The sequence below is a fragment of the Microbacterium sp. No. 7 genome, from assembly GCF_001314225.1.
Classification (GTDB): domain Bacteria; phylum Actinomycetota; class Actinomycetes; order Actinomycetales; family Microbacteriaceae; genus Microbacterium.
Genome location: NZ_CP012697.1, coordinates 1,813,907 through 1,826,557 on the forward strand (window position 1 = coordinate 1,813,907; position 12,651 = coordinate 1,826,557).

The 12,651-nt window shown below is 70.2% G+C and carries 12 protein-coding genes; 5 read left to right on the forward strand and 7 right to left on the reverse strand.

Going from position 1 to position 12,651, the window contains the following annotated elements; all coding sequences use genetic code 11:
* Positions 1-4: 4 nt before the first annotated feature.
* On the reverse strand, positions 5-1,045 hold the full coding sequence (trpS, locus tag AOA12_RS08255) for a tryptophan--tRNA ligase (protein ID WP_054679560.1): 1,041 nt from the start codon (positions 1,043-1,045) through the stop codon (positions 5-7).
* Between the two features lie 262 nt (positions 1,046-1,307).
* On the opposite strand from trpS, the gene AOA12_RS08260 reads away from it, so the two are divergent.
* Together AOA12_RS08260 and AOA12_RS08265 are read left to right on the forward strand one after the other, a co-directional pair.
* Complete coding sequence (locus AOA12_RS08260) at positions 1,308-2,798, forward strand: ABC transporter permease (protein WP_054681883.1); 1,491 nt, start codon at positions 1,308-1,310, stop codon at positions 2,796-2,798.
* 32 nt (positions 2,799-2,830) lie between these two features.
* The gene (locus AOA12_RS08265) at positions 2,831-3,547 is read left to right on the forward strand and encodes an ABC transporter ATP-binding protein (protein WP_054681885.1); all 717 of its coding nucleotides are present in this window, start codon (positions 2,831-2,833) and stop codon (positions 3,545-3,547) included.
* 70 nt (positions 3,548-3,617) lie between these two features.
* On the opposite strand, the gene AOA12_RS08270 is transcribed toward AOA12_RS08265, so the two are convergent.
* From AOA12_RS08270 to AOA12_RS08295, 6 genes are read right to left on the reverse strand one after another with little or no spacing between them, the layout of a single operon-like run.
* Positions 3,618-4,961, reverse strand: a complete 1,344-nt coding sequence (locus AOA12_RS08270) for an ABC transporter substrate-binding protein (RefSeq protein WP_082406086.1) — start codon at positions 4,959-4,961, stop codon at positions 3,618-3,620.
* 48 nt (positions 4,962-5,009) lie between these two features.
* Complete coding sequence (locus AOA12_RS08275; protein WP_082406088.1) at positions 5,010-6,227, reverse strand: branched-chain amino acid ABC transporter permease; 1,218 nt, start codon at positions 6,225-6,227, stop codon at positions 5,010-5,012.
* Positions 6,224-7,162 (reverse strand): branched-chain amino acid ABC transporter permease, encoded by a 939-nt coding sequence (locus tag AOA12_RS08280; protein WP_054681889.1) that lies wholly within the window; start codon positions 7,160-7,162, stop codon positions 6,224-6,226. The genes AOA12_RS08275 and AOA12_RS08280 overlap by 4 nt, the downstream gene beginning before the upstream one ends.
* Positions 7,159-9,027: an AMP-dependent synthetase/ligase gene (locus AOA12_RS08285; RefSeq protein ID WP_054681891.1), complete on the reverse strand. Its 1,869-nt coding sequence runs from the start codon at positions 9,025-9,027 to the stop codon at positions 7,159-7,161. The genes AOA12_RS08280 and AOA12_RS08285 overlap by 4 nt, the downstream gene beginning before the upstream one ends.
* On the reverse strand, positions 9,024-9,863 hold the full coding sequence (locus AOA12_RS08290; RefSeq protein WP_054681894.1) for an ABC transporter ATP-binding protein: 840 nt from the start codon (positions 9,861-9,863) through the stop codon (positions 9,024-9,026). The genes AOA12_RS08285 and AOA12_RS08290 overlap by 4 nt, the downstream gene beginning before the upstream one ends.
* Positions 9,860-10,645, reverse strand: a complete 786-nt coding sequence (locus AOA12_RS08295; RefSeq protein ID WP_054681896.1) for an ABC transporter ATP-binding protein — start codon at positions 10,643-10,645, stop codon at positions 9,860-9,862. The genes AOA12_RS08290 and AOA12_RS08295 overlap by 4 nt, the downstream gene beginning before the upstream one ends.
* 157 nt (positions 10,646-10,802) lie before the next feature.
* Between AOA12_RS08295 and AOA12_RS08300 the strand changes: the two genes are divergently transcribed.
* The 3 genes from AOA12_RS08300 to dapC are packed head-to-tail and all read left to right on the forward strand — an operon-like array spanning position 10,803 to position 12,619.
* Positions 10,803-11,189 (forward strand): histidinol dehydrogenase, encoded by a 387-nt coding sequence (locus tag AOA12_RS08300; protein ID WP_335337373.1) that lies wholly within the window; start codon positions 10,803-10,805, stop codon positions 11,187-11,189.
* Positions 11,186-11,506 carry a ferredoxin gene (gene fdxA, locus AOA12_RS08305; protein ID WP_054681901.1) on the forward strand — a complete coding sequence of 107 codons (321 nt, stop codon included), beginning with the start codon at positions 11,186-11,188 and terminating at the stop codon, positions 11,504-11,506. The genes AOA12_RS08300 and fdxA overlap by 4 nt, the downstream gene beginning before the upstream one ends.
* A gap of 6 nt (positions 11,507-11,512) precedes the next feature.
* Positions 11,513-12,619 (forward strand): succinyldiaminopimelate transaminase, encoded by a 1,107-nt coding sequence (gene dapC / locus AOA12_RS08310; protein ID WP_054681903.1) that lies wholly within the window; start codon positions 11,513-11,515, stop codon positions 12,617-12,619.
* Positions 12,620-12,651 lie beyond the last annotated feature (32 nt).

Below are 12,651 nucleotides of genomic sequence, written 5' to 3' on the forward strand. Positions count from 1 at the left end.
GGTCCTAGTAGATCGTCCCCATTGCTTCGCGCACCTGGGCCAGTGTTGACTCCGCCGAAGTGTTCGCAGCCTCATTGCCGTGGCGAAGAATCGCCCGCACGAGATCCTCGTCTTTGGCGAAGGCTTGCCGCCTCACGCGCAACGGTTCCAAGAAGTCGTTCACGGCTGTCGCCGTCATGGCTTTCAGGGCGCTGCTGCCGCCATCACCGATCTCGTCGGCTAACTCGGCTGGCTCGACACCGCGGCACAGCGCGGCCGTCGACAACAGCGCCGAAACACCAGGCCTGTCCTCGGGATCGAAACTGATCCGCCGGTCCTGATCGGTCCGAGTCTGACGAATCACCGCAACTGTCTCGTCCGGTGTCATAGATAACGCGATCGCGTTCCCGTAGCTCTTCGACATCTTCCGACCGTCCAAGCCCGGAACCTCCGGCGTCGACGTGATCAACGCATCCGGAACCGGGAAGACATCCCCATAGCGCTCGTTGAACCGTCGAGCGATCACGCGAGTCATCTCCACATGCGGGAGGTTGTCCTTGCCGACGGGCACGAGATTGCCTTTGCAGAACAGAATGTCGGCCGCCTGGTGCACCGGATAGGTCAAGAGCAACCCGCTCAACGCGCGCCCGGACGCCGCGAGTTCCGCTTTGACGGTCGGATTACGATGCAGTTCCGCCTCGGTGACCAAGCTCAGGAACGGCAGCATCAACTGATTCAGCGCCGGCACCGACGAGTGGGTGAAAATGGTCGTCCGTTCCGGGTCGATGCCCGCGGCGAGATAGTCGAGCACAGCGCTATAGACGTTCTCGCGAACGTGAGCCATCGTGTCTCGGTCGGTGATGACCTGATAGTCCGCGAGCACGAGGAACATCTCGACGCCAGCCTGCTGGAGACGCACCCGTTCCCTGATGGTGCCAAAGTAGTGGCCCAGATGCAGCGGCCCAGTCGGCCGCTCACCCGTGAGGACTCGAAAGTGCTCGGGGTGCTCGGCCACGAGGACCGCGACCTCTGCCGAGCGTTGCGCGGTTGCGATGAAGGACTCCATTTGTGTCTCCCGATGATTGGGAGCTACACGGAGTACTCGGGCCGTTCCACGAGCTGCCGTGCAGCCCGTGAACATACTTCAACCGGCTGCTATCGCAGCCACCACCAAGCGGAACGGTTGAAGTTCATGAACGAGATACTACCGGGGCCCGGAACCAAGACCAGAAACCACAGGGTGGGTCCCGTTTAGATTGCCGCCCTGGGCCCAGCTGAGGTTGACATTCTCACGTCGGCGTGCTCCGAAGCACCGGGAAGGAACGTCCATGTACTGGATCTATCTGCGTCGCGAGCTGGCGGGGCGCGCGAGACAGACGGCGATCGTCGCCGCAGGCCTGACGATCGCGATCGCGCTCGTCGTCGTCGTCAACGCGCTGTCGGCCGGGGTGCGCGATGCACAGGCAGCGGCCCTGCAGTCGGTGTACGGCGTCGGCACCGACCTGACCATCACGGGCGCGCAGGCGGAGCCGGGCCAGCGCGGGGGCGCGGCGGGACCGCAGTTCGAGTTCGGCGAGGGCGGCGGAGAGCAGCGTGAGGACGGTACGACGGCGCTGAGCCAGTCGCGGCTGACGACAGGCTTCGGGCGCGGCACTCTCGATGCCGCTGCGGTGGACGCGGCTGCCGCGATCGACGGCGTGGCCGCGGCGACGGGCGCGCTGAGCCTCACGAACATGACCTTCTCGGGAGAGCTGCCGCAGATGCCGTCGGGAGAGGAGACAACGCCCGACGCCGCGCCGCAGCAGGGACAGCTGCCGCAGCAGGGCGGCGGCGGCTTCGGCGGCGACTCCTTCGGCATCGACTCGTTCGACGTGCTCGGTGTCGAGCCGGGGGAGGCCGCCGTGGGACCCCTGACCGCGACGTCGCTCCAGGAGGGACGGGCCCTGGCGGACACCGACGCCGGCTCGCGCGTCGCGGTGCTCGACGCGACATACGCCAACTCGGCCTCGCTCGCCGTCGGCGACACCATCGACCTCGGCGGCGAGCCGTTCGACGTCGTCGGCGTCGTCTCGTCGGCCTCGGACGAGGCCGACACCGCCGCCGACGTCTACGTCCCCCTCGACGTCGCGCAGGAGCTGTCGGGCGTGGGTGCCGTGGTGTCGACCGTCTACGTGCAGGCAGACTCGGCCAACGCCATCGACGGGGTGCAGTCGGCGCTGCAGGACGCGCTGCCCGATGCCACCGTGAGCTCCCAGTCGCAGCTCGCCGGCACCGTGTCCGGCTCGCTGGCCAGCGCGTCATCGCTGATCTCGAGCCTCGGCACGTGGCTCTCGGTCGTGGTGCTCGGCGTCGCGGTCGCTCTCGCCGTGCTCTTCACCCTCTCCGGCGTGTCTCGCCGGACACGTGAGCTGGGAACGTTGAAGGCGATCGGCTGGTCGAACGGCCGGGTGGTCGGTCAGGTCGCCGGCGAATCGGTCGTGCAGGCGCTTCTCGGCGGTGTGGCGGGCGTGCTGCTGGGGCTCGGCGCGGTCTGGGCCGTGAACCTCGTCTCGCCGACGGTCTCCGTCGCCGCCGGGTCGGCGGCCGGGCCCGAAGGCGCCGCCGGCGGAATGGGCGGGATGGGAGGGGCGGACCGTCCCGGGTTCGGCGCCGGATCGGCCCAGGCCGCGAGCGACATCGTGCTCTCCGCGCCGCTGTCGCCCGGGATCATTCTCACCGCGGTGGCACTGGCGGTCGCCGCGGGCCTGGTCGCGGGCGCCCTCGGCGGCTGGCGCGCCGCCCGGCTCCGTCCCGCCGAGGCGCTTCGCGCCGTCGCCTGATCCGATCCGCAACGACAGAGACGAGAACACGCATGAGCATCACCGCACAGGCCGAGGCGGTCATCGCCCCGGCCGCCTACCGCCTCACCGGCGTGACCAAGACCTACCGGCAGCGCGATCGCGAGGTGACGGCCCTCAAGGGCGTCGACCTGCAGATCGCCGAGGGCGACTTCGTGACGATCCAGGGCCCCACAGGGGGAGGGAAGTCGACGCTTCTGCAGCTGCTGGGCGCCCTCGACACCCCGACCTCCGGTGAGGTATCGCTGGGCGACGTCGATCTGGCCGCGGCGTCTCCCGCGCGGCTCCAGCGCGTGCGTGCCACCGACGTGGGGTTCGTGTTCCAGGCGTTCAACCTGATCCCCACGCTCACGGCGGCCGAGAACGTCGACATGGGCCTCGAACCGCTGCGGCTGGCCCGTGCCGAGCGGTCTCAGCGGGTGAGCGATGCGCTGCGGCGCGTGGGCCTCGCCGATCGTGCGGACCATCGGCCGGGCGAGCTCTCGGGCGGTCAGCAGCAGCGCGTCGCGATCGCTCGGGCGATCGCGGGCCACCCCCGCGTGCTGCTGGCCGACGAGCCCACGGGCAATCTCGACGAGTCGATGCGCGACGAGATCCTCGCGGTGCTCGAGGAGCTGAACGCCGAGGGGCTCACCCTCGTCGTCGTGACGCACGATTCGGCGGTCGCGCGTCGCGCACGGCGTCGGCTGCGCCTCGATCGCGGCACGGTGACCGACATCACCACGCGCTGACCAGCACCGACACCGGCGCAGGGGAGAGGCGGGGGATGCCGCGACGGCATCCCCCGCCTCTCGTCTCGGATCAGCTCGTCGCGACGCACGCCGCCGAGTAGTCGGTCTTGTCGAACGTCGACCCCGCGTAGTCGTTCGCGATCGTCTTGAGGCCGAGCTCGACCTCCGCGCTCGGCTCGCCGACGTTGGCGGTCTGCTGCGCGTGCTCCTGCGGGTCGCCGCCGTAGACGTGCGCCGGCGCGAGGCCCTCGAAGTCGACCTCGAGGCCGTCGACGACGGCGCGCAGCCCCTCGGGCGTCAGGTCGCCCGCGGCGGCGGCCGCCTCGATCGCCGCCTTGAACGGGTAGCCGATCGTCCAGCCGATGATGTACCCGGCGTTGGCGGGCGGCGTGCCGCCCAGCGACTCCTTGATGGCGTCCATGCCCGCGCTCGTGCCGTCCCAGTTCTGGTAGGGCGTGAGGTGGTTGTACATCGCGGTCAGGGCGGGAGCGGCCGCCGACTGCAGCAGCGCGCCGTTCCACGTCGGCAGTGCGCCGAGGAAGCGACCCTGGAAGCCGCTCGCGGCGAGCTTGCCGACGATCTCGGCGGTCTCGGCGGGACCGACGGCGAGCACGACGACGTCCGGGCTGCCGGCCAGGACGGCCGCGACCACCTGGTCCTGGTTGCCCACGACCTGGTTGGGGCCCGTGCCGATGGCGTCGAGCGCCGTCGCCCCGTTCACCTCGGCCCAGCGGCGCACGCCCTCGGCCGAGTCGCCGCCGTAGTCGCCCGGATAGCCGACGGCCTGCACCGTCGCGGGAGCCGACTTGTTCTCGGCGAACCAGTCGAGGCCCACGATCGCCTCGGTGCAGTACGAGTAGCCGGTCTCCAAGACGATGCCGGAGTCGTTCTCGTCGAAGGCGAAGCCCGACCACCACGTGGTGGGGACGGCGACGAGGCTGCGGCTGACCATGTCGTCGAGCACCGACTCGGTGTTGACGGTGCCGAGCGTCTGCGCGATGCCGGCGATGTTGCCGGCGATCTGCTGGTACTGGGCGGCGTGCTCGGCCGGCTGGTACTTCGTGTCGCGCGTGTAGGTGTCGATGTCGATGTCGTAGCCGCCGATGCCGCCCTCCTCGTTCACCTTCTGCCAGAAGGCGCGCTGCCCGTCGGTGATCGGCACGGCCAGCGCCGCGAACGGACCCTCGGTGAGGTCGGAGAGGACGCCCAGGTAGATGCATCCGTTGTCGGTGTTGACGGCGTCGGGGCACGGCTCGGCGGTCACGCCCTGACCCGTCTTGATCGTCCCGTCGTCGCTCGGCGGCGGCGCATCGGTCGCGGCGGGCGTGTCGTCGACCGCTGTGCAGGCGGTCAGGGCCAGAAGGCCGGCGGCCGAGAGGGCAAGTGCCATGCGGCCACGTCGACGCAGTGTCATGCTGTGCTCCTTGGTGATGTGTGATGCGGCAAAGGGTGTTCAGTTGTGTCAGTACGAGAACGGCCAGGCCGTGAAGTAGTTGCGCACGCGCACCCACAGGCCGTAGAGCCCTCGCGGCTCGAGCGTGATGAACAGGATGATCAGCACGCCGAAGATGATGGTCTGCAGCTGGAAGACGTTGATGAGGCCGCCGCTGGAGACGCTGATCCACGGGATGACGTGGGTGAGCTCCTCGAGCAGGCGCGGCAGCAGCACGACGAAGCAGGCGCCGATGAGCGTTCCCGAGATCGTCGCGATGCCGCCGATCACGACGACCGCCAGGAAGTCGATCGACAGGAACAGGTTCCAGGTCTCGGGCGCCACGCGGCCGATGAGCATCGCGAACAGCGCGCCGGCGATGCCCGCGTAGGCCGACGACAGCGCGAAGGCGAGCGTCTTGGTGCGCAGCAGGTTGACGCCCATGACCTCGGCGGCGATGTCGCGGTCGCGCACCGCGGCGAACGCCCGGCCGTAGCGGCCGCGCACGAGGTTGCGCGCGGCGATCGCGAGCACGACGAGCAGCACGAGGCTCAGCAGCATGAACGAGACGTGCGGGGCGATGTGCAGCGGCCCGATCGCATAGGTCTTGGTGAGGTCCACGCCGAAGAGCGTGCGCTGCGCGACGCCGCGTCCCACGCCCTGCCCGCCCGTGACCGGCACCATGACCTTGAACAGGTGCTCGCCGAGGATCAGCAGGCCGAGCGTGAGGATCGCCAGGTACAGGCCCCGCACGCGGGTCGCCAGCGGGGCGACGATGAGGCCCACGATCCCCGGGATGATCGCCGCGAGCGGCAGCACGATCGCGAGGTCGAGGCCGAGCCCCCACGTCGTCGTGCCGGGCGTGCCGCCGAAGACGGCGCCGGTGTAGGCCCCGAGGCCGAGGAAGAACGCGTGGCCCAGCGACACCTGGCCCGCATACCCCGTGAGCAGGTTGAGCCCGATGCCCCCGATCGCGTAGACCATCGCCATCGTGAGCAGGTAGACGAGGTCGGCGGCCACGAGGAAGGGCGCGGCGACGACGAGCACGACGAGGCCGACGGTCCACCACAGCTTGGCGGGGGTGTTCCAGATCCGCTGCTCGGCCGCGTAGCTCGTGTAGAGGCGGGAGCGTCCCCGGCGCACCCGCGACGAGACGACGCCGCGCGCGCCCTCGACGTCGAGCGCCTGCGACCTGCCGGTCAGCCGCCTCGAGGCCACGTCTGTCGTGCGCTTCTCTGCGATGGTCATACGCGCTGCACCTCCTTGGTGCCGAACAGGCCGAAGGGCCGGATCAGCAGCACCACGATCATGATCAGATAGGGGACGACGTTCTCGACGTTGTTGCCGAGCCACGGCGCCATCGTGGGCTGATAGGTCTTCGTGAGGGCCATGGCGAGGCCCACGACGAACCCGCCGACGACCGCGCCCTTGAGCGAGTCGAGCCCGCCGACGATGATCGCGGGCAGCGCGACGAGGGCGAAGAACGCGTCGGTGGCCTGGATGACCGAGCCGTTCGCCGCGAGCAGGGCGCCCGCGAGCCCGACGAGCGCGCCCCCGATGGCCCACGAGACCGAGAACATGCGGCCGACGTTGATGCCCTGCGCGAGCGAGGTCTCCTGGTCGAGCGAGGTCGCCCGCATCGCGAGGCCGACCTTCGAGCGCGCGAGCCACCAGCCGAGCAGCCCGATGACCGCGAGGGCGATGACGACGCGCGCGACCGCGTTCTCGTAGATCTGCACGCCGCCCGTGCAGCTCACGACGCCGAACGACTCCCTCACCTCGCCGCCGAGGCACAGCGTCTTCAGCTGCCACGGGTCGCCGACCGTGCGGGGGTTGGAGTCGAACAGCCGGAACGCCAGCACGAGCAGCACGATGAACAGGCCCACCGTGACGATCGCGGCCGAGAACGGCGGGCGGCCGACCATCGGCCGGATGGCGACGCGCTCGACCGCGACCGACAGCGCCGCGAGCACGAGCATGGCGACCACGACCGCGGCCCAGAACGGCAGCCCGATCTGCGTCGCGAAGACGCTCGTCGCGAAGGCCCCGAGGATCATGAGCGCCGGCTGGGCGAAGTTCAGCACGCCCGTGGCGCGGTAGATGATGACGAAGCTCACGGCGATGAGCGCGTAGACGCCGCCCTGGCCGAGGCCGTTGGCGATCGAGGACAGCAGCGTGTTCATCCGTTCCTCCCGAGGTCGGCGCCGGGGTACGCGTCGGAGCCGGCGTACATGTCGTCGATGAGATGCGGCACCGTCTTCGCGAACGCCTGGCGCTTGAGCTTCTGCGTGGCCGTCAGCTCGCCGTCCTCGTGATCGAGCTCCTTCGTGAGCATGCGGAACTTGCGGATGCTCTCGACGCGCGCGAACCGCGTGTTGACGTCGCGCACGACGCCGCCCACGAGGTCGATCACCTCGGGCTTCGTGGAGAGGTCGCGATACGTCGTGAACTCGATGCGGCGTCGTGCCGCCCAGTCGGCCACGGTGTCGTACTCGATCCCGATGAGCGCCGTGAGGTACGGGCGCTTGTCGCCGATGACGACCGCCTCCTTGACGTACGGCGAGGCCTTCAGCGCGTTCTCGATCTCGCTCGGCGAGATGTTCTTGCCGCCCGCGGTGATGATGATGTCCTTGATGCGGTCGATGATGCGCAGGTGCGTGCCGTCGACCCACTCGCCGACGTCGCCGGTGTGCAGCCAGCCGTCGGCGTCGATCGTCTCCGCCGTCGCCTCGGGCCGGTTCCAGTAGCCGACGAAGTTCGCCGGATGCCGGGTGAGCACCTCTCCCGTGCCCTCGGCCAGGGCGACCTCGACCTGCGGCTGCGGCTCGCCGACCGTGCCGAGCCGCATGCGCCCGCGGCGGTTGGTCGTCGCGATCGCGGCGTTCTCGGTCATGCCGTAGGCCTCGTACAGCGGCACGCCGATGCCGACGAAGAACGAGAGCACCTCGGGGGCGATCGGGGCGGCGCCCGAGATCGCGTGCTGCACCTTGAGCAGGCCCAGGCGCTTGCGCAGCGGGCGGTAGACCGGCAGGTATCCGAGCGCGTAGAGCGCGCGGGCCTTGGGCGTGAAGCCGCCGGCGTTGTCGATGCGCTCGCGTGCGATCGTCGCGCTCCACTTCGCGCCGACCCGGTAGACGGCGCGCTTGGCGGGGGAGGCCCCCGCCATCTTGATCGCGACGGTCGCCTGGATCTTCTCCCAGATGCGCGGCACGGCGAACAGGATCGTGGGCTGCACGTCGGCGAGGTCGGCCGTGACCGTCTCGATCGACTCGGCGAAGTGCACGACCGTGCGCGCCGCGATGTTGGCCCAGATCGAGATGCCGCGCTCCACGACGTGCGAGAGCGGCAGGTACGACAGCAGCACGTCGTCGGGACCGGGCTTCGCGCCCAGCAGCCCGTCGTCGAGCGTCAGGATCGACGACGAGAACGAGACGTTGCCCGCGCTCAGCATGACGCCCTTCGGCGGACCGGTCGTCCCCGAGGTGTAGATGAGCGTGACGATGTCGTCGGGGGAGCGCTCCGCGTCGATCTCGTCGAGCAGCGCGGGGTGGGCCGCGCGGTGCGCGTCGCCCCGTGCGATGAGCTCGTCGATCGTGAGCAGCTTCGGGTGGTCGTAGCCCGACGTGCCGCGGCTGTCGAGCGCCACGATCCACTGCAGCCCGGGGGCGTGCGGCTCGGCCTCGAGCGCCTTGTCGACCTGTTCCTGGTCCTCGGCGATGAGCACGCGCGCGCCGCTGTCCTGCAGCAGGTACACGATCTCCGCCGTCGGGTTCGTCGGATAGAAGCCGACGATCGCGGCGCGCAGCGCATTGCTCGCCTGGTCGCAGAACAGCCATTCGGGCCGGTTCTCCGACTGGATCGCGACGCGGTCGCCCGGCGTCACGCCGAGGGCGGCGAGGCCGAAGGCGATGCGCTCGACCGCGTCGAGGTAGGCGCGCCAGGTGATGTCGCGCCACACCCCCGACTGCTTCACGCGCAGCGCCGTGCGGTCGCCGACCTCGGCGGCCGAGGTCCGCAGCATCCGGATCAGGTACGTCGTCTCGGTCATGCCGGGCCTCCCTGCGCCGGGCCGTCGTCCGCGAGGGCGTCGGCGCCGTCGATCACCTGATGGGCCATCGTCTCGGTCGCGCCGCCGAGATAGGCGGCGATCACCGCGGGGTCGCGCTGCACCTCGTCGGGCGTCCCCAGCGCGATGCGCTTGCCGAAGTCGATCACCATGATGCGATCGGCGAGGTCCATGACGAGGCGCATGTCGTGCTCGACCATGATCATCGAGGTGCCCAGCTCGCCGCGGATGTCGAGGATGAACCGCGCCATGTCCTCGGTCTCCTCCGAGTTCATGCCCGCGACGGGCTCGTCGAGCAGCAGCAGCCTGGGCTCCATCGCGAGGGCGCGGCCGAGCTCGATGCGCTTCTTGATGCCGTACGGAAGGATGCCGACCGGCATGCGACGGTACGGGGCCAGCCCGAGGAAGTCGATGAGGTCCTCCACGTGGCGGCGCGCCGCGAGCTCCTGCCGGCGCGCGCGGCCGAACCACCACAGTCCCTCGGGCCACGAGTACGACGTCTTCTGGTGACGTCCCAGCAGCAGGTTGTCGAGCACGGTCAGGTTGTCGAACAGCTCGACGTTCTGGAACGTGCGGGCGACGCCGCGGCGCGCGATCTCGTCGGGCGCCTGTCCGAGCAGCGACTCGCCCTCGAGCGTGAGGGCGCCCTCCTGCGGGCGGTAGACGCCCGAGATGCAGTTGAACGTCGACGTCTTGCCCGCGCCGTTCGGGCCGATGATCGCGAACAGCTCGCCGTGCCGCACGTCGAACGACACGCCGTTCAGGGTGGTCGCGCCGCCGAAGCGCAGCGTGAGGCCCTGGGCGTCCAGCAGCGTCACGACAGCCACCTCTTCCGTCGCTTGTAGTGCTTGACGTCTCTCAGGCTGGCGACCGACGCGCCGGTGCCGAGATAGAACTCGCGGATGTCGTCGTCGTCGCGCAGGGCCTGGGCCGGGGCGTCCATGACGATCTTGCCGTTCTCCATCACGTATCCGTGATCGGCGATCGACAGCGCCATGGCGGCGTTCTGCTCGACGAGCAGCACGCCCGTGCCGCTTCTGCGGATCTCGACGATGAGGTCGCGGATGCGCTCGACCACCTGCGGGGCCAGGCCCAGGCTGGGCTCGTCGAGCAGGATGTACCGCGGCTCGGCCATGAGAGCACGGCCGATCGCCAGCATCTGCTGCTCGCCGCCCGAGAGGTATCCGGCACGCTGCCCGCGCCGCTCCTTCAGGATCGGGAACATCGCGTAGATGCGCTCGAGCTTCTCGGCGTTGGCGGCGGTCGGGCGCGTGTAGGCGCCGACGCGCAGGTTCTCCTCGACGGTGAACTCGACGAAGACCCGGCGTCCCTCCATCACCTGACTCACTCCCGCGCGCACGACGTCGGCGGCGCGGCGCGTGTCGAGCGGGGCGTCGTCGATCGAGATGTGCCCGCGCGAGATGCGTCCTCGGTGCACGTCGAGCAGGCCCGTCATGGCGCGCAGCAGCGAGGTCTTCCCGGCCCCGTTCGCTCCGAGCAGTGCGACGATCCCGTCGCGCGGCACGCGGATGCTCGCGCCTTTCACGACGAGCATCACGTCTTCGTAGACGACTTCGACATTGTGTACGGCCAGCGTCATGGCTTCCCTCCGGTCACGGCGCTGTGACATGAACGGGTGTCGACGACATCGTCGGCACCGGCTCACCCCCGTCGTGCAGGGGTGGAACTGGGGACCACTGTAACTGATATTCCGTCTCACGCGAGTAACGATTTCGGCACGCTCGTAGACTTGCGTGGTGAGCCGACTCTCGAACCTTGCCGCTCGAATCGTTGCGTTCGTGATCGGCGCCGTGTACGGCGTCGCCGGCACGATCGGCCAGGCCGCGCGCTGGGGCGTGCTGCCGATCGGCCTCGTCGTGGCGGGCGTCGGCGTCGCCGCGCTCCTCGTCGCGATGCGCCTGCTGACGTCCGACCGATGGGCCGCGCTGGCCGGCGGGCTGGGCGCCATGGCCACGATGCTCGTGCTGTCGGGGCGGGGCCCCGGAGGCTCGGTCGTCGTGCCCGCGGCGCCCGAGGGCGAGCTGTCGACGGGCGTGATCTGGACGGTCCTCGTGCCTCTTGTTACGGCTCTTGTCGTCGCGTGGCCGACCCTTCGGGGCAGGGAGTCTAAGCTGGAGGGGTGACCTATGTGATCGCTTTGCCGTGTGTGGATGTGAAGGACCGGGCCTGCATCGACGAATGCCCCGTGGACTGCATCTACGAGGGCGAGCGCTCGCTGTACATCCACCCCGACGAGTGCGTCGACTGCGGCGCCTGCGAGCCCGTGTGCCCCGTCGAGGCCATCTACTACGAGGACGACCTGCCGGACGAGTGGCAGGACTACTACACCGCCAACGTCGAGTTCTTCGACGACATCGGCTCGCCCGGCGGCGCGGCGAAGACGGGCGTGATCCCCAAGGACCACCCGCTCATCGCGGACCTTCCTCCGCAGGGCCACTGACGCGCCATGGGCGTCCGTGACCTGGACGAGTACCCCTGGGACGCCGTCGCACCCTACGCGGAGCGTGCGCGAGCCCACCCCGGAGGACTGGTCGACCTGTCGATCGGGTCGCCGGTCGACGAGACCCCCGAGGTCGTGCGCCGCGCGCTGACCGCGGCGACCGACGCCCACGCCTATCCGCAGACCGTCGGCACGCCCGAGCTCCGCGAGGCGATCGTCGACTGGTTCGCGCGCCGCCGGGCGGTGCCCGGGCTGACCCCGGCGCACGTGCTGCCGACGATCGGCTCCAAGGAGCTCGTCGCGCTGCTGCCCCTGCTGCTCGGCATCGGTGCGGGCGACGTCGTCGTGCATCCCCGTGCCGCGTATCCCACCTACGAGGCCGGCGCGAAGCTCGTGGGCGCGACGCCCGTCGCGGCCGACGACCCGGCCGAGTGGCCGGCCGGCACGCGGCTCGTCTGGCTCAACTCGCCGGGCAACCCCGACGGCCGCGTGCTCGACGTCGACGCGCTGCGCGCCGCCGTCGAGCGGGCCCGCGAGCTGGGCGCGGTCGTGGCGTCGGACGAGTGCTACGCGGAGCTCGGCTGGGACGGCCCGTGGCGGACGGCGCCCGTGCCGAGCGTGCTCGACCCGCGCGTGGCCGGCGGCGACGTCGGCGGCCTGCTGTCGGTCTACTCCCTCTCGAAGCAGTCGAATCTCGCCGGCTATCGCGCGGCGTTCGTCGCGGGCGATCCCGGGCTCGTCGCCGGGCTGCTCACCGCGCGCAAGCATCTGGGCCTCATGCTCCCCGCGCCGGTGCAGGCGGCGATGGCGGTCGCCCTGCGCGACGACGCCCACGTGGCGCAGCAGAAGGAGACCTACCGCGCGCGGCGCGACGCGCTGCGTCCCGCCCTGGAGGGCGCCGGGTTCCGCATCGACGCCTCCGAGGCGGGGCTGTACCTGTGGGCGACGCAGGGCGTCGACGCGTGGGAGTCGATGGGCCGGCTCGCCGACATCGGCATCCTCGCCGGACCGGGTCACTTCTACGGGTCGCACTTCCCGCAGCACGTGCGCTTCTCGCTCACCGCGACCGACGAGCGCATCGCCGAAGCGGCCGCTCGCCTGGCCGCTTCGTAGACGATCGCCTAGCGATCGCACGATCCTTTGTC